Genomic DNA, 17,049 nt, shown 5'->3' with positions numbered 1-17,049 from the left:
TTCTCGGCCGCCGAGTCTGGTCAAGGGGGACCTCCTCCGGCCTGCCGCGATCGTCCTGGTCGAGCAGGCCGGTGCGGTCCTCAGAAGCACCCACGGGACTCCTTGAACGCGTCGGCGAGCGACCCGGCGGTCGCGTCGATCATCGAACCGCCGGTCGCGGTGGCGACCCGGCTGAGCTCCGCGGCGTCGGCGTCGCCGAACAGGATCGGGAACAGCGGGCCGACCGGGCCTCGGGCCTGTCGCGCGGCGAGGAACGCGTCGGCGGTGTCTCCGGCGTTGTTGAGGCCGTCGGTCATCAGCACGACCGACACCTGCGTTCCGGGGCGGGCGGCGCGGACCTTGACACCGATGTCGTACGCGGCGCCCACCGCCGACCAGATCGCGGTGTGGTCGCCGAAGTTCTCGACGGCGATCATGTCGCGCAGGGCGGCCATGTCCTGTTCGCCCGCGACCGCGAACTCACGTTGATCGAGCACGCCGTCGGCGAATTTCAGCACACTCATACGCTCGCCTTGGTGGAACCGGACGAAGCTGCTCTCCCCCGCGCCGGTCAACTCGTTGAACGCGGCGCGCAGCTCGGCGATGCGGTCCCCGCGCATGGAGCCGGAATAGTCGAGCACGAACACCACGTGCCGCCGGGCCGGGTCGCCGTGGCCCGGTTGGCCGTAATTGTCCAGGAGCGTCTTGATGACGTCGAGGTCGTCGGGGTAGTACAGGGCGGTGCCGACGGACCGGGCGAGCCGGTCGCTGCGCGGCACGTCGGGGTTGATCGGCCTGCGCGCGGTGTTGTCCATGATCCACCGCTGGGCGGACTCGGCGCGCAGCCACGTCGTGACCTTCTCGTAGGCGGCGTGGTGGGCGTCGTCGAGCAGCAGCAGCGGATGGTCGGCGAGCACGATCCCGTCGGCCGGGTAGACGATCCGCAGCGGCTCGGGCAGCTTGCCGCTCGCGTTGAGTTCCAACAGGACCGACTCGGTGGCGATCAGTCCGTCGAGCCCGCCGGGCGAGGTGAACCGCTCGGCGGCGTCGGCGGAGCTGTCGGTCGCCACCGTGTGCCCGGTGCGGAACCCGCTGAGCCGGTCGCACCGCACGTCCTCGACGCGCAGCGCCTGCCCGGTGTCCGCCGCCGCCGTGGCCACGCCGACCAGCGCGGACAGGCCGGAGCCGCTGTGCCGGGGATCGCCCATGGCGAACCGCAGCTCACCGGCCGCGGCGAGGTCGGCGATCGTCGCCCAGGTCGGGTTCGGGCCGCGCGCGGCGACCTTGTCGGCGACAGCGCCGGTGACGCCGATGACCACCGGCGAGGTCATGATCGCCGTGCTGGGCGGCAGGTTCCTCGGCGGCCGCTGGGCGCGCAGCCGCAGGTCGAGGTACTTGTCGGAGGACAGCCAGGCCAGGTCGTAGCCCGATCCGCCCGCGGCGATGTCCGCGCTGGCGTCGACGGTGGCCCGGTATTCCAGGCTCAGCTCGATCCCGGTCTCCGCGCGGAGGTCGGCGAGCAGCGGTTCCACGTCGCGCATCTCCGGACTCGCCAGCACCCGCAACCGGATCCGTTCGCCCGCGGGCGTGCAGCTCACCCCCGCGAGGACCACGACCATGCCGAGCACGCAGGCCAGCACCCGCGCGGGCAACGTCATTTCGGGCACGTCTTGGTGTCGGCGAGCACCTGGTCGATCATCGCCTCCAGCAGGGGTCCCCCAGGAATCCGTACAGGTTCCACCGCGCCTCGTGGCGCGCGGTCACTGATCACATCGCTTGCGTAGTCGACCCGTTACGGGTCGGGCACCTTGCCGCCCATTCATCGATGCATCTATAGTACTAGTTAGCTAGTTAAATGGAGGTGGCAATGTGATCGAGTTTCACCTGGACGGCGGCTCCGGGCTCTCGCCCTACCAACAGCTCGTCCAGCAGGTGCGTCACGCGCTGCGGCTGGGACTGCTGGAGGTCGGCGACCAGCTGCCGAAGGTCAAGGACGTCGTGGCGAGCCTGGCGATCAATCCGAACACCGTGCTCAAGGCCTATCGGGAGCTGGAGCACGACGGGCTCGTCTCGGCCCGACCGGGGGTGGGGACGTTCGTGACGGCGACCCTCAACGGGGCCCCGCTCGCCGTGCTCGGGCCGCTGCGGCAGGACCTGCGGCGGTGGCTGGCCAAGGCCCGCCGCGCGGGCGTCGACGACGAAAGCATCGAGGCGCTGTTCCTGGCCACGTTTCGCACCGCCGCCAGAGAGGAAATAGCGTGACCGTGCTGCGCGCCCGGGGACTGGGCAAGAAGTACAAGCGCAAGTGGGCGCTGACCGGCTGCACGATCGAGATCGAGGCCGGACACGTGACCGGACTTGTCGGACCCAACGGCGCGGGCAAGTCGACGCTGCTGAACCTCGCGTCCGGGATGCTCACGCCGAGCACCGGCACGATCGAGGTGTGCGGCGGAGTGCCGGGCAGCGGTCCGGCCCAGCTCGCCAAGGTCGGCTACGTCGCGCAGAGCACGCCGGTCTACGCGGGTCTGACCGTCGAGGACCACCTCCGCCTCGGCGCCCATCTCAACCCCAACTGGGACGACAAGCTGGCCCAGCGCCGGATCGAACGGATCGGGCTGGACCCGGGACAGCGGGCGGGCAGGTTGTCCGGCGGCCAGCGCGCGCAGCTCGCGCTCACGCTGGGCATCGCGAAGCGACCCGCGCTGCTGCTGCTCGACGAACCGGTCGCCGCGCTCGACCCGCTCGCCCGGCGGGAGTTCCTGCGGGACCTGATGGAGGCGGTCGCCGAGCACGAGCTCAGCGTCGTGCTGTCCTCCCATCTGGTCGCCGACCTCGAACGCGTCTGCGACCACCTGATCGTGCTGGTGGACTCCCAGGTGCGGATCATGGGCGAGGTCGAGGACCTGCTGGCCACCCAACACCGGCTCAGCGGGCCGCGGCGCGACCTCGACACCCTGCCCGCGGACCAGCACGTCATCTCCGCGAGCCACACCGACCGCCAGACCATCGCCGTCGTCCGCACCGACGCGCCGATCCTCGACCCCACGTGGACCGTCGGCGCCCTCACGCTGGAGGACCTGGTCCTCGAGTACATGGGCAACCCGGTCGCCGTCCGCCCCGCCCTGGAGGTCCTCCGATGATCTGGCTGACTTGGCGCCAGTTCCGTGTCCAGGCCGCGTCGGTGTACGCGGGCCTCGCCGTGATCGCGGTGATCCTGGTGATCACCGGGCAGGATCTGGCAGGCCGCACGGATTACTCGAACCTGGACGTGCTCTACCAGGGCGGCCTGATCACGCTGTACCTGCTGCCCGCGGTCCTCGGCGTCTTCTGGGGCGTGCCGATGGTGACCCGCGAGCTGGAGACCGGGACCCACGCGCTGGTGTGGAACCAGAGCGTCACCCGCTCCCGCTGGCTGACGACCAAACTCGGCATCGCCGTGCCCGCGGCCATGGTCGCGGCGGGGCTGCTGAGCCTGGCGGTCAGCTGGTGGGCAGGCCCGATCGACGCGCTCGCGAGCCAGACCGCGGACAGCTCCCTGCCCAGCCGCATCTCGCCAGTGGTGTTCGCCGCGCGGGGACTGGTCCCCATCGGCTACGCCGCGTTCGCGCTGGTCCTCGGCGTCACCATCGCAATGGTGCTGCGCCGCACGGTCGCCGCCATGGCCGTCACCCTCGTCGCGCTCACGGCGGTGCAGCTGGCCGTCCCCTTGCTGGTCCGCCCGAACCTACTGCCCGCCACGGAGCAGACGGTGACGATCAGCATCGACAACGTCACGCAGATCAGCGGGACTCAGGCAGGGGTGATCGATTACATCGCGATGGCCGAACCCGCGGGTGTGTGGGGGCTGAGCAACGTGACCGTGGACGCCGCGGGCAACGCGGTCACCCCGCTGCCCGACACGTTCCAGCAGTGCATGCCGAAACCGGATCGGGGCGAAGGCCCGCCGAGCGGCCAAACGCTCGCGAAGTGCTTCGCGCTGCTCAACGACCTCGGCTACCGGCAGCACCTAGTCTACCAGCCGGGCAGCCGCTTCTGGCCGCTGCAGTGGATCGAGACGGCGATCCTGCTCGCGCTGTCCGGCCTGCTGACCTGGTTCTGCTTCCGGCGCCTGCGCCATCTGTCCTGATCATCCCTGGGGGCAGGGCGTCGTCGGCCTGCCCCCAGGGATCGCAGTCAGGACAGCGGGATCCGCTTCACAGTGCCGGTTCCCGGGCAGACGCCGCAGTCGGTGACGTACGCGGCACCGTCCTTGATCGCGATGCCGCCGGGGCCGGTCAGGTCGGTGGTGACGATCTCGTGGGAGCCGTCCCGCTTGACCTTGATCAATGCGCCGGTCAGGTCGCCGGAGAGCAAGCCGTTGTGGGCGACCTCCAGGACATAGAGGGAGCCACGGCGGTCGAAGGCCAGGTCGATGATGTTGGTGAAACCGCCTGCCACGACGGTCGGCTGCTCGCCGGGCACCACGCGGAACACGCTGGCTTTGCCCACTGGGAACGGGAATCCGGTGAGCTGGCTGACGTAGTACGCGCCGTCCGGGCCGGTGACGACCCCGGTGGGCACGGCCTGCGCCGGGATCTGGGTGCCGGGCGGCAGCCCGAGGAACGGCGGCGCGTCGACCAGCTGGCTCGGGAACGAGGCCAGGGTGGTGATGCCGCCGTCCCGGTTGACGCGCACGAGGGTGTTGCCCGCCGAGTCGGCGACGGCCGCGCCCGCCGACGTGATGGCCACCGAGTTCGGGTTGCCGCCGTCCGGGTCGGTCTGGGTGGCGTAGCCGGTGATGTCTGCCAGTCGGGTGACCTGGCCGCGGTTGGCTGCCAGCAGCCAACCTGCGTTCTGACCCGCGCCGGGAAGCGTGGGTCGGTGCTCGGCGCGGACGGCGAGCCCGGCGGTGAACACCGGGACGCCGCCGACGACCGCGACGTCGGAGGGGCCGATGGCCGAGGCGCCGTCGGCTCCGGCGATGGAGGGCAGACCCGTCACCACGCGGCGCTGGTGGCCGTAGCCGACCTTGGTGATCGCGCCGGTCGCGCCGTAGCACACCTCCGCGGCCGTCTCACCGGGGAAGCACGGCGCGGTGCCGCCCGTGCCCGCCTCGGCGACATACAGCGACCCGTCCGCGGCGAAGGCCAGGCCACGCGGGTTGTCCAGGCCGGTGGCGATCGTGGTGACCCCCGTGTTGGCCGAGGCGACCGCGGGGGCTAACAGGGTGACGAGGATCGCGGCGCCGATGGCCTGCCCGACCCTGCCTCGAGTGATCATTGGAGTCCCTTCCGAGCATGTTCGTCCACTTAGGACTGGCAAGAGATCTGCCTGCCGCGGAGGCTACTGCGGCAACCGCCTTTGCCTGCCCCACTTGGACACCCGGAACTGGACACCGCACTCGCCGATGTCGGGTTTCGCACTGCTGGGTCGCTGTGATCGGAGGCGCTGTCCTCGGTTGGACAGCGCGGTCTCGACCTATCGGAACGCCGAGACTACTTGTCAGCGACCGAGTTCGACGTTGTCCAGGACGCCGAGGGCGTCGGGGACGAGCACCGCCGCCGAGAAGTAGGCACTGACCAGGTAGGAGATCACCGCCTTCTCGTTGATGCCCATGAAGCGGATGTTCAAGCCGGGCTCGAACTCGTCGGGCAGGGCGGCCGGGGTCAGACCGATGACCCCTTGATCCTCCTCGCCGGTGCGCATCACCAGGATGGAACTGGTGTTGGTGTTGGTGATCGGGATCTTGTCGCAGGGCAGCACCGGCACGCCTCGCCACGCCATCACCGGGGTGCCGTCGACCTCTGTGGTGGTGGGGTAGATGCCGCGCTTGGTGCACTCGCGGCCGAAGGCGGCGATGGTGCGCGGATGCGCCAGAAAGAACCGGGACTTGCGGCGCCTGCACAGCAGTTCGTCCATGTCGTCGGGGGTGGGTGGGCCGGTGCGGGTGTGGATGCGCTGGCGGAGATCGGCGTTGTGCAGCAGGCCGAACTCGCGGTTGTTGATCAGCTCGCGTTCCTGGCGCTCGCGCAGCGCCTCCACGGTGAGCCGCAACTGCTGCTCGGTCTGGTTCATCGGCTGGTTGTAGAGGTCTGCGACCCGGGAGTGGACCCGCAGGACCGTCTGGGCGACGCTGAGTTCGTACTCCCTCGGCGAGGTCTCGTAGTCGACGAAGGTGCCCGGCAGCTCCGCCTCCCCGGCGTGGCCCGCCGACAGCGCGATCTCGGCCTCACCGTACTTGTTCTGCGACAGCACCGGCCTGGACCGGAACGCTTCCAGGTGCGCCCGCAGCGGTTCCGACCGCTGGGCGAGCTCGTCAAGCGCCCGCTCCGCCAGGACCAGGACCGTGCACGCGGTCGTGGCCGTCACGCTGAACGGCCAGGTATCGCCGTTCTGATGGCTGACATGGTCGCCGTCGGCCAGCACACCCAGCACGACATCGTCGTCGTACATGCCGGTGCCCAGCTTGTCCGCCCTGCCGTGCGCGATCAGGCAGATCCGGTCGGCCGGATCCCCCGCCCGGATGATGACCTCGCCCGCGGCGAACTCCTGCTGCACGAACCGGTCGGCCAGCGCGGCCAGGGTCTCCTCGTCGTCGAAGTCGTGCAGCAGCGGCAACTCGCGCAATTCCTGCGGGATCACCCGGACCCGCGCGCCGACGTTGGTGAACTCGACACTGCCGTCGCCGACGGTGTAGGTCAGCCGCTGGTTCACGCGATACGTGCCGCCCGCGACGGTCACCCACGGCAGCATCTTCAGCAGCCAGCGCGGCGAGATGCCTTGCATCTGCGGCTCGGACTTGGTCGTCGTGGCCAGGTTGCGGGCAGCCTTGGTGCTCAGGCTGAGCTGAGCGTGCCCATTCAGGCTGACGTCGGGTTCTGTCACGGTCACAACGCATCACCAATCCGTTGGGTACTACCTGCGGCCGGGGTGAATAGCCAACGGAATTAAAACATTCACACCGCGCCGTGACCATGACACGAAAGTGGGTTCCGGCTCGATCCATCACCCTGTCGAGTGACTAGTCCTCGAAGATCATCAGTGCTAGTTTCGGTGCTGTCGCCCCAAACCGGGGCCGCTCGCCGACACGGCCGGGAATTCCTCCCAGCCGGTTAGGCCTATTTCGATATCGGCTTTCTCGTCGACCCTCACAGTTCGATAGGAGTATTCGCCGGTGACCGACATTCTTGACCCGGAAACCGAACAAACACAATTGAGTCTGAGCACGGCGGCGGCGCGAAATCTCGCGACGACCACCAAGTCGGTTCCCCAGATGCAGGGCATCAGCTCCCGCTGGCTGCTGCGCACCCTGCCGTGGGTGGAGGCCAAGGGCGGCGCCTACCGGGTCAACCGCCGCCGCACCCACACTGTCGGCGACGGGCGCGTCGAGTTCGTCACCACCGGGGCCGAGGTCCGGGTGATCCCCGAGGAGCTGCGCGAACTGGCCCCGCTGCGCGGATTCGACGACGCGGAGGTGCTCGCCGAGCTGGCCAACCGCTTCGAGCAACGCGAGTACGCCGCAGGCGAGTCCATTGTGGAGCAGGGTGGGTCGGTCGACCGGCTCGTCCTCATCGCCCACGGCAAGGTGCACAAGCTGGCCACGGGCGACTACGGCGACCGAACGACGCTGGGCGTGCTGGCCGACGGCGATCACATCGGCGACGAGATCCTGTCGACGGCCGAGGCGACGTGGGCGTACACCGCGCACACCGCCACCCGCTGCACCGCGCTGATCCTGTCCAAGGCCGACTTCCTGGCGCTGAACGCGCGTTCGGAGGCCCTGCGCGCGCAGCTGGCGTGGCACCGGGAGTTCACGGCAGGCGCCCAGGACGAGCACGGCGAGGCCGCCATCGAACTGGCCGCGGGCCACCGAGGTGAGCCCGAGCTGCCCGGCACGTTCGTCGACTACGAACTCACGCCGCGGGAGTACGAGCTCAGCGTCGCCCAGACCGTGCTGCGCGTGCACACCAGGGTCTCCGACCTCTACAACGACCCGATGAACCAGGCCGAGCAGCAGTTGCGCCTGACCATCGAGGCACTTCGCGAGCGCCAGGAACGGGAACTGGTGAACAACCGCGAGTTCGGCCTGCTGCACAACGCCGATCTCGGCCAGCGCATCCACACCCGCGGCGGCCCGCCCACCCCCGACGACATGGACGAGCTGCTGGCCACGGTGTGGAAGGAACCCACGGCGTTCCTGGCCCACCCCAAGGCCATCGCCGCGTTCGGCCAGGCGTGCAGCAGGCGCGGGGTCTACCCGCAGCACGTCGACATGAACGGCCAGATGGTGCCCGCGTGGCGCGGTGTGCCGGTGCTGCCCTGCGGCAAGATCCCGATCAGCGACCGCGGCACCACCTCGATCATGCTGCTGCGCACCGGTGAGGACCGCCAGGGCGTGATCGGCCTGCACCAGACCGGGCTGCCCGACGAGTACCGCCCTGGCCTGTCCGTGCGGAACATGGGCACCGACGCCAAGGCGATCACCTCCTACCTGGTCACCGCGTACTACTCCGCCGCCGTCCTGATGCCCGACGCGCTGGGCATCCTCGAAGACGTCGAACTCGGCCGCGCCGACTGACCCACGGGTCATCGATCCAACATCCGCACCACCGTTGAAGGAGTTCCCCAAAATGACCACGACGCGGTCTTTCTCCGATGCCCCCGCCCAGCCGGTGCTGCGCAGCGACTACCAGCGCTCGGTCGCGACGTACTGGAACAACGAGAAGGACCCGGTGAACCTGCGGCTGGGCGACGTCGACGGCCTCTACCACCACCACTACGGCCTCGGCGACTACGACCCCGCGGTGCTCACCGGCCCGGTTGAGGGTCGCGAGCAGGCGATCATCGCCGAGATGCACCGCCTGGAGACCGCTCAGGCCGACGTCCTGCTCGACCACCTCGGCGAGATCCCGGCGACCGGCGGGCTCATGGACGGCGGGTCCGGCCGGGGCGGCACGTCGTTCATGGCCAACAAGCGGTTCGGCTGCCGGGTCGACGGCGTCTCGATCTCGGAGTCCCAGGTCGAGTTCGCCAATTCCCAGGCCGTCGACCGCGGCGTCGCCGACCAGGTCCGGTTCCACTTCCGCAACATGCTCGACACCGGCTTCGAAACCGGGTCGATGAACGGCATCTGGACCAACGAGACGACCATGTACGTCGACCTGGACGACCTCTACGCCGAGTTCGCCCGGCTGATCCCGTTCGGTGGCCGCTACGTCTGCATCACCGGCTGCTACAACGACGTCACCGGCGGGCGGTCCAAGGCGGTCAGCCAGATCGACCAGCACTACACCTGCAACATCCATCCGCGCAGCAAGTACTTCGAAGCCTTGGCCCGCAACAACTTCGTGCCCATCAATGTCGTCGACCTGACCGCCGCCACGATCCCCTACTGGGAACTGCGGGCCCAGTCCTCGGTCGCCACCGGAATCGAAGACCCGTTCCTCACCGCGTATCGCGAAGGCAGCTTCCACTACCTCCTCATCGCCGCCGACCGGATCTGAGGCCGCCGACCATGTCCGTGTTGTCCCGTCTGTTCGCCCCCCTCGCGACCGACGACCTGGCCAGGCAAGCGGCGGCCGTGCTCGCGGACATGGACACGGCCCCGGCGGGCGAACTCGCCGCGCTGCTCGCCGGGGCCGGTCTGGCGCGAACGCCGTCCACTGTGTTCCCGCCGATCGAGAACCCGACCTCGCTGGGCATGTCGGCGGTCCTGCTCCCATTGCTTCTCGCGGCCAGGCTGCGCGAGGAAGCCGAGGATCCCGAGCCCGCAGACGACGATGACGCGATCCCGGAGCTGTTCTGCCCCGGCCCGGTGCGGGACAACCCCGCGCTCGGCGAGGAGGTCAACGACCGGATGGTCGAGTGGGCCGGGCAGGTCGGGATCTATCCCGGGCGCGAAGACCACCTGCGGGCCTGCGGGTTCGGCAGGCTGGTCATGCTCACCCACCCCGGCACCGACGACCCGGATCGGCTGCTGGCTGCCACCAAGGTCGTTGTGGCCGAGTGGGCCGCCGACGACTACTACCTCGACGAAGAGGAGATGGGCGCCGACCCTCAGCTCGCCGCCGCGCGGCTCGGGGTGCTCTACGGCGTGGTCGACCCGGTCGTGCTCCCCCAGCGCTACCAGCACGAACTCGATCGGTTCATCAAGGAGGAACCGATCGCCCACGCCTTCCGCACCGGCATGGAACACCTGGCGAAGTACACCACCGCGCCGCAAATGGGCCGGTTCCAGCACCAGATGGCGATCCTGTTCACCGCGCTGGGCCAGAACGCGAGCTGGCGCAACACCGGCAGGCGGCCCGCGGTCTGGGAGTACCTGATGCACCGCCATCACAACAGCTATCTGCCGCCGATGCTCCTGGTCGACGCGGTGGCGGGGTACGAGCTGCCCGCCCAGGAGTTCTTCGACCCGGCGGTGCGCCGCGCGTTCACCATGGCCGGGACCGCCGCCGTGCTGATCAACGACCTGCACTCGATGAGCAAGGAGGCCGACAACGACATCAGCCTGCCGATCGCGCTCATGGAGGAGGAGGGCTGCACGCCGCGGCAGGCGGTCAAGCGCACCGTGGAGATCCACAACGAGCTGATGAAGCGCTTCGTCGCCGAGGCGGCCGCGCTCAGCCTGAAGGGCACACCGATGTTGCAGCGCTTCCTGGCCGACACGTGGGCCTGGTGCGGCGGCAGCCGGGAATGGCACGCCACCACCAAGCGCTACCACGCCGAGAACGCCGCCACCAGCGCCGCGTAGCACCCAGCCATCCACCTGCACCGCTGACAGCGCCACGCTGTCAGCGGTGCAGGCGTTCGGCCAGCCAGGTCAGCGCGAGTGGGTAGCGGTAGTCGATCGCGCCGTGTCCGGCGTCGAAGAGTTCGAAGTGGACCCGGTCGTCCGGAACGCCGATCTTCGCCAGTTCCGCGCGGAACGCCTGGGCGCCAAGGTCCAGATACCACTCGTCGCTGGTGCCCGCGTCGATCCAGATCGAGTGCACAGAGCGCAGAGCGTCGGCGTGAGGCGCGACCATGCGAACCGGATCCCAAGCCAGCCAGCGGTTCCACTGGTCCGGGCGCAGGACGCCCGTTGCCGGGTCGAACGGGAGTTCAGGGGTGCCGTCCACGCTCGGGGAGAAGCACGAGGACAGGCACATCATCTCGATGAGGACGGCGTCCTCCGGCTTGGTGAAGGCCGGGCGGGACCGGAAGTCGGCGTGCCAGCGGGTGATGTCGCCGTCGTAGGCGCGCAGGGCGCGGACGGCCTTGGCGATATCGGGGATATAGCTCAGCTCGTAGAGGGTGTCGCCCGCGTGGGTGGCGAGGGCGCCGAACACGTCCGGGCGCAGCATCGGGGTGATCATCGCGCCGAAGCCGCCGGAGGACTTCCCCGCGATCGCGCGCGAGTCGCGGTCGGAGATGGTGCGATAGTGCTCGTCCACCCACGGCACGACCTCATCACACAGATAGGAGTGGTACGGGCCGGTGCCCGGCGAGTCGACGAACTGGGAGCCGCCCAGCGCGGTCCAGGCGTCGACGTACACCACGACGCAGCCGGGCACGCCGCCCGCGAAAGCGGCGTCGGCGGTCTCGATGAACGGCTGCCGGAACGGGGTCCGGTTGGCCCACATCGACACCGACCCGGTGTACCCCTGGATCACGTAGACGGCGGGGTACCGGATGTCGGGATCGTCGTCGTAGCCCGGCGGAACGTATACCCACAGCGGCCGCTCGTGCGGATCACCCAGCGGGTTGTCGCGCAGCAGATCGGAGGTGATGGTGTTGCGGTCGAGGCGACCGGCGAGTTCGACGTCCCAGGGCAGCATGCCGCCAGTCAACCACCGGTGGGCGGGGAATTCACGTCAGCGAAACCAGCGAGGGCGAAAGCTGTCCTATGCGAAGCGCGGACCTGGGCATGTTGTCCTTGGGAGGCGCGTGGTGGGTCAGGCCGCCGCTTGGTCGGTGTTGGGGGCTACGCCGCTGTCGGGTTGGGCTAGCCACCATGGGTTCTTTCGGGCCCAATCGATGGTTTTGGCTAGGCCGTCGCGTAGGTCGGTTGTGCAGTGCCAGCCGAGGGCGTTTCGGATCTTGTTCGTATCTGGGACGCGTCGTTGTAGGTCCTGGTAGCGGGCGCCTAGGTGGATGCGGGTGTCGATCGGGACTATCGCGTCGGTGTTGGTGAGTTCGGCGACCAGGTTGATTACCTCGGCGACCGTCGTTTCGACTGAGCTGCCGACGTTGAAGCACTCTCCTATCGCGGCGTCGCTGTTTCCTGCCGTGATGGTGGCGTCGATCGCGTCTTGGACGTAGGTGAAGCAGCGGGTTTGGACGCCGTTGTCGTAGACGACCTGGGGTTGGGCGTTGAGGGCTCGGTGGACGCTTCGGCTGACGACGAACGCCGGGCGTTGGCGTGGGCCGTAGACATTGAAGTAGCGGACGATGGCTGTCTTCAGTCCACGGTCGCGGGCGTAGGCGAAGGCCAGGTGCTCCCCCAGTGCCTTGCTTGAGGAGTAGCACCAGCGGTCGACGGCGGTGCTTCCCAGCACCCGGTCGTCGTCTTCCCGCCACGGGACGGCCGGGTTCTTGCCGAATACCTCGCTGGTGCTGGCCACGACGACTTTCGCGTCTGCCTTCGACGCTAGATCCAACACGTTTCGGGTGCCCAGCAAGTTGATGTCGATGACGTCGACTGGGCTGGCGAGGTAGCGGTCGACGCCGACGACGGCGGCCATGTGGTAGACGGTGTCGACGCCGCTCTTCACGACCTCGGTCAGGGCCGCCGCGTCGCGGACGTCGCCTGCCACGTATCGGACTGACGCGGGTGGTGTCTGGTCGGGTGGGGGTGTGCCGCCGTCGAACACGGTGACATCGTCGCCGCGTCGGACCAGCTCATCGACCAGGTGGCTGCCCAGGAATCCGCATCCGCCGGTGACCACAACCCGCGCCATGACCGCTACCTCCCCGTCCCGGTGCCGACCTTCGCGGACATTTTCCCCTGACCGGACAACGAATTCATGGGTCACCCATTCTCGGAATGTGACGGGGCGGCGCTCGACCAGCCTGTCAACGGCACATGAGCCGCGCATCTCCGGTGATGCCCTGCCCGCGCTTTCCCGTGGCGCAGGGCCGATCGGGTATGCGCTGGTCGCGCCGACCGCACCGCAATCCAGAAGGTGCAAGGCAAAACCTGCCGTACGACGATGATCGGAGTCCCACGACCCCAAGGGGAGCCCTCCGGTGCCTGCGCGACTCTCTCAGCTCGACCCGAGCCCGGCCGTCGAGGTCGCCGACCGCGTCACCGCCTCGGCGCGGACGACCGAGTCTCGGGTGAGCCCCGTCGACATCGACGGGTGGATCAAGGGCAAGCGTGACCAGCCGTTCGAGAGCACCGTGATCACGCTGGACGAACTGGCCGAGCCAACGGGCTGGCGCACCGCCGACACCGGGAACCTCGAACACCACACCGGCCGGTTCTACACCGTCGAAGGACTGCACGTCACCACAAACCATGGCCACGTCGGCGAGTGGTGGCAACCCATCCTGGTCCAGCGTGACATCGCCATCCTCGGCATCATCGCCAAGGAGTTCGACGGCGTCCTGCACTTCCTGTTGCAGGCCAAGATGGAGCCCGGGAACGTCGATATGGTGCAGCTGTCGCCGACGGTCCAGGCGACGTCGAGCAACTACCTTGGCGTGCACGGCGGCAGGCCCGCGCGCTATGTCGACTACTTCCGGGAACCAGGTCGTGGCCGCACGGTGGTCGACATCCTCCAGTCGGAGCAGGGTTCCTGGTTCCACTTGAAGCGCAACCGAAACGTCGTGGTCGAGGTCACCGACGACGTGCCGGTCCACGAGGACTTTTGCTGGCTGACGCTCGGCCAGATCCGCCTGCTGCTTCAGCAGCCCAACGTCATCAACATGGACGCCCGGACGGTGCTCGGGTGCCTGCCCATCGCGGGCCCGGCGGGCGGGGGCACGTTCGGCAGCGCGGAGTCGGGCGGCAGGCACACCATGACCGAGGTGCTCAGTTGGTTCACCGGCCGCAAGAGCGAGCACGAGCTGTCCGCCCGCCTGGTCCCGATGAACTCCGTGGTCGGGTGGCGGCGCGACGCCGACCGGATTTCCCCTGCGGGGCACGGAAACTTCAGTATCGTGGGGGTGCGGACCCACGCCGAGACCCGCGAGGTCCACAGCTGGCAGCAGCCCCTGTTGGCACCGCATGGCGTCGGCCTGGCCGGGCTGGTCGTCCGGCACATCGGCGGGATGCCGCACGCGCTGGTGCGGGCCGAGGTCCTGCCGGGCAACCGCGACACCGTGGAGATCGGTCCCACGGTGCGGTTCATGATGGAGGACTACCCCCACACCCCGGCCGACCGTCGCCCGGAGTTCCTCGACTACCTTCTGTCGGCCCGAAAAGGCGTCCGCTATGACGTCGTCCAGTCCGAAGAGGGCGGTCGGTTCCTGCACGCCGAGACCCGCTACCTCGTGGTGCAGGACGACGACTTCCCGCTCGAAGTGCCGCCGGACTTCCTCTGGGCCACCGCCGAGCAGCTGATGGCGCTGCAACGACACAGCTACAACCTCAGCATCGAGGCCCGCACCCTGCTCCTCTGCCTGAACAACCTGTGACCGAAAGGAATGTCGGCACCGATGACCACCTACGTTTGGGACCACCGGCGGGAGTACGAGAACGAGCGCGAGGACATCCTCGACGCGGTCGACACCGTGTTCCGCTCCGACCAGCTCATCCTCGGTGAGAGCGTGCGGGGCTTCGAGAACGAGTTCGCCGCCTACCACGGCGTCGCGCACTGCGTCGGGGTCGACAACGGCACCAACGCGGTCAAGCTCGGTCTCCAGGCGATCGGGGTCGGCCCCGGCGACGAGGTCGTCACCGTCTCCAACACCGCGGCGCCGACCGTGCTGGCCATCGACGCCGTGGGCGCCAAGCCGGTGTTCGTCGACATCGATCCCGACACGTACCTCATGGACACCGACCAGGTGGCCGGGGTGATCACCGACCGCACCAAGTGCCTGCTCCCGGTGCACCTCTACGGGCAGTGCGTGGACCTCGACCCGCTGGAGCGGCTGGCGGCCCAGCACGGCCTCAAGATCCTGGAGGACTGCGCCCAGGCGCACGGCGCGCGGCGAAACGGCCGGATGGCGGGGACGACCGGTGCCGCGGCCGCGTTCTCCTTCTACCCCACCAAGGTCCTCGGCGCGTACGGCGACGCGGGCGCGGTGATCACCTCCGACGACGAGGCCGAGCAGCGGCTGCGCAAGCTGCGGCGCTACGGCATGGAGAAGCAGTACTACGTCGTCACCACGCCCGGCCACAACTCCCGACTCGACGAGGTGCACGCGGAGATCCTGCGCCGCAAGCTGCGCAGGCTCGACACCTACATCGCCGACCGCCGGGCGGTGGCCCAGCGCTATGCCGACGGACTCGGCGACACCGAGCTGGTCCTGCCCCAGATCGCCGACGGCAACGACCACGTCTACTACATCTACGTGGTGCGCCACCCCGCGCGGGACGAGATCCTCAAGGCGCTCAAGGAACTCGACTTCGAATTCAACATCAGCTACCCGTGGCCGATCCACACCATGACCGGATTCGCCCACCTTGGCCACTCCGTCGGCGAGCTCCCGGTGACCGAGCGGGTCGCCGACGAGATCTTCTCCCTGCCGATGTACCCGACGCTGCCGGAAGACCTCCAGGAAAAGATCATCACCGCCCTGCGCGACATCCTCGGCCGCGGCTGACGATCTCAATCTAGCCGGAAGGACTGTCATGCGGGTTCTCTTCGTTACCAACCCTTTCAGGGCACACCTGTACGTACAGGTTCCGCTGGCGTGGGCGCTGCGCACCGCGGGCCACGAGGTCGTCATCGCGGGCCCGCCGGATCTGGCCGACGCGATCGCGCGCACCGGGCTGCCCGGCGTCGCGATCGGCGACATGCTCAACCTGGAAGCGATGATGGCGGGCGGGGTGCCCAGCGACGACCCGATCCGGATGACGCCGGGCGACCCCGCGGGCCCCTGCGACCCGCGGGGGCTGAGCACCGGCAAGTCGGTCCAGGGCGACTTCGGCTGGGGCGATCCGCATATCGAGCTGGAGGACCTCACCGTCGGCGTGCGGATGGCGTTCTTCCCGGAGTCGACCTTCGACGACCTGGTGGGCTTCGCCCGCCAGTGGAAGCCGGATCTGGTGATCACCGACCCGACCGCCCTGCCCGGCGCGGTCGCGGCCAGGGTCGTCGGCGCGGCCCACGCCCGGATGACGCTCAACGTCGACCGGATCGGGCAGCTGCGCGCGGCTTGCGGGCCGCGGTTCGACACCGCGGGCGACCCGATGCGGGACTGGCTGGAGCCGATCCTGGGCCGCTACGGGTGCGAGTTCGACGAGTCCGTGGTGCTCGGGAAGTGGACGATCTCGCCCGCGCCGTCCTGGATCGGGCAGCCCGATGGCGTGCACTACGTCCCGGTGCGCGGGGTGCCGTTCAACGGTCCCGCCGCCACCCCGCGGTGGGTGTACGAGCCGCCGACGCGCAAGCGGGTCTGCATCACCCAGGGCATCTCGCACCGGGACGCCACCCTCAGCGGCGGGTCGTCCGCCCAGGACCTGCTCGACGCGGTGGCCGACCTCGACGCCGAGGTGATCGCCACGCTCAACGCCCAGCAGCTCGGGTCGGCGACGCTGCCAGACAACGTCCGGGCCGTCGACTTCGTCCCGTTCACCTCGCTGCTGCCGTCGTGCTCGGCGTTCGTCCACGAGGGCGGCGTCGGCAGCCTGGCCTCGGCGCTGGAGTACGGCGTCCCGCAGATCATCGTGCCCAACGACTTCAAGGTCGAGAAGTGGTGGGGCCCGGTCGCCATCGCGCACGGGCTGGAGGAGCGCGGCGCCGGGGTCTACGCGGGCAACTCCACCACGTTCACCGCCGACGTGCTGCGCGACAGCCTCAAGCGCGTCCTGGACGACCCGTCCCACGCCGCGAACGCCGCCCGGCTGCGCACCGAGGTGCGGGCCACCCCGAGCCCGAACGACGTCGTGCCCGCGCTGGAGAAGCTGACCGCCGAACACCGTCCCTGACCTGGAGGGCA

The 17,049-nt window shown here is 69.1% G+C and carries 14 protein-coding genes; 9 read left to right on the top strand and 5 right to left on the bottom strand.

What is annotated here, in order from left to right:
* Positions 1-80: 80 nt before the first annotated feature.
* Positions 81-1,637, bottom strand: coding sequence for a substrate-binding domain-containing protein (locus BN1701_RS05275; RefSeq protein WP_054046038.1), 1,557 nt, complete (start codon positions 1,635-1,637; stop codon positions 81-83).
* A 211-nt stretch (positions 1,638-1,848) separates the two neighbouring features.
* Between BN1701_RS05275 and BN1701_RS05270 the strand changes: the two genes are divergently transcribed.
* Genes BN1701_RS05270 through BN1701_RS05260 form a run of 3 tightly spaced genes read left to right on the top strand, consistent with a single transcriptional unit; the run spans position 1,849 to position 4,105 of the window.
* The gene (locus tag BN1701_RS05270) at positions 1,849-2,241 is read left to right on the top strand and encodes a GntR family transcriptional regulator (RefSeq protein WP_054046036.1); all 393 of its coding nucleotides are present in this window, start codon (positions 1,849-1,851) and stop codon (positions 2,239-2,241) included.
* Positions 2,238-3,119 carry an ABC transporter ATP-binding protein gene (locus tag BN1701_RS05265; RefSeq protein ID WP_054046034.1) on the top strand — a complete coding sequence of 294 codons (882 nt, stop codon included), beginning with the start codon at positions 2,238-2,240 and terminating at the stop codon, positions 3,117-3,119. Before BN1701_RS05270 ends, BN1701_RS05265 begins: the two co-directional genes overlap by 4 nt.
* Complete coding sequence (locus BN1701_RS05260; RefSeq protein ID WP_054046033.1) at positions 3,116-4,105, top strand: transporter; 990 nt, start codon at positions 3,116-3,118, stop codon at positions 4,103-4,105. The genes BN1701_RS05265 and BN1701_RS05260 overlap by 4 nt, the downstream gene beginning before the upstream one ends.
* A 47-nt stretch (positions 4,106-4,152) precedes the next feature.
* Here the strand turns inward: BN1701_RS05260 and BN1701_RS05255 are convergent, their stop codons facing one another.
* On the bottom strand, positions 4,153-5,238 hold the full coding sequence (locus BN1701_RS05255; protein WP_054046031.1) for a ScyD/ScyE family protein: 1,086 nt from the start codon (positions 5,236-5,238) through the stop codon (positions 4,153-4,155).
* A 222-nt stretch (positions 5,239-5,460) separates the two neighbouring features.
* Positions 5,461-6,849, bottom strand: a complete 1,389-nt coding sequence (locus tag BN1701_RS05250) for a family 2B encapsulin nanocompartment shell protein (protein ID WP_054046029.1) — start codon at positions 6,847-6,849, stop codon at positions 5,461-5,463.
* A 283-nt stretch (positions 6,850-7,132) separates the two neighbouring features.
* Between BN1701_RS05250 and BN1701_RS05245 the strand changes: the two genes are divergently transcribed.
* The 3 genes from BN1701_RS05245 to BN1701_RS05235 are packed head-to-tail and all read left to right on the top strand — an operon-like array spanning position 7,133 to position 10,711.
* On the top strand, positions 7,133-8,536 hold the full coding sequence (locus BN1701_RS05245) for a family 2B encapsulin nanocompartment shell protein (protein WP_054046027.1): 1,404 nt from the start codon (positions 7,133-7,135) through the stop codon (positions 8,534-8,536).
* 52 nt (positions 8,537-8,588) lie between these two features.
* The gene (locus BN1701_RS05240; RefSeq protein WP_054046025.1) at positions 8,589-9,461 is read left to right on the top strand and encodes a geranyl diphosphate 2-C-methyltransferase; all 873 of its coding nucleotides are present in this window, start codon (positions 8,589-8,591) and stop codon (positions 9,459-9,461) included.
* Between the two features lie 20 nt (positions 9,462-9,481).
* Entirely contained in the window at positions 9,482-10,711 is a 1,230-nt protein-coding gene (locus tag BN1701_RS05235; protein ID WP_197672047.1) for a family 2 encapsulin nanocompartment cargo protein terpene cyclase, read from the top strand.
* 40 nt (positions 10,712-10,751) lie between these two features.
* On the opposite strand, the gene BN1701_RS05230 is transcribed toward BN1701_RS05235, so the two are convergent.
* Positions 10,752-11,777, bottom strand: a complete 1,026-nt coding sequence (locus BN1701_RS05230) for an alpha/beta hydrolase family protein (RefSeq protein WP_054046021.1) — start codon at positions 11,775-11,777, stop codon at positions 10,752-10,754.
* A 117-nt stretch (positions 11,778-11,894) separates the two neighbouring features.
* The gene (locus tag BN1701_RS05225; RefSeq protein WP_054046019.1) at positions 11,895-12,899 is read right to left on the bottom strand and encodes an NAD(P)-dependent oxidoreductase; all 1,005 of its coding nucleotides are present in this window, start codon (positions 12,897-12,899) and stop codon (positions 11,895-11,897) included.
* Between the two features lie 289 nt (positions 12,900-13,188).
* Between BN1701_RS05225 and BN1701_RS05220 the strand changes: the two genes are divergently transcribed.
* The 3 genes from BN1701_RS05220 to BN1701_RS05210 are packed head-to-tail and all read left to right on the top strand — an operon-like array spanning position 13,189 to position 17,038.
* Positions 13,189-14,580 carry an NDP-hexose 2,3-dehydratase family protein gene (locus BN1701_RS05220; RefSeq protein WP_054046017.1) on the top strand — a complete coding sequence of 464 codons (1,392 nt, stop codon included), beginning with the start codon at positions 13,189-13,191 and terminating at the stop codon, positions 14,578-14,580.
* Between the two features lie 21 nt (positions 14,581-14,601).
* Positions 14,602-15,711: a DegT/DnrJ/EryC1/StrS aminotransferase family protein gene (locus tag BN1701_RS05215; RefSeq protein ID WP_054055634.1), complete on the top strand. Its 1,110-nt coding sequence runs from the start codon at positions 14,602-14,604 to the stop codon at positions 15,709-15,711.
* Positions 15,712-15,739: 28 nt separating this feature from the next.
* Positions 15,740-17,038, top strand: a complete 1,299-nt coding sequence (locus tag BN1701_RS05210; RefSeq protein ID WP_054046014.1) for a nucleotide disphospho-sugar-binding domain-containing protein — start codon at positions 15,740-15,742, stop codon at positions 17,036-17,038.
* Positions 17,039-17,049 lie beyond the last annotated feature (11 nt).

The organism is Alloactinosynnema sp. L-07 (assembly GCF_900070365.1).
Lineage (GTDB): Bacteria > Actinomycetota > Actinomycetes > Mycobacteriales > Pseudonocardiaceae > Actinokineospora.
The sequence above is the reverse complement of the archived record's forward strand: the minus strand, read 5'-3'. Positions and strand labels throughout refer to the sequence as shown.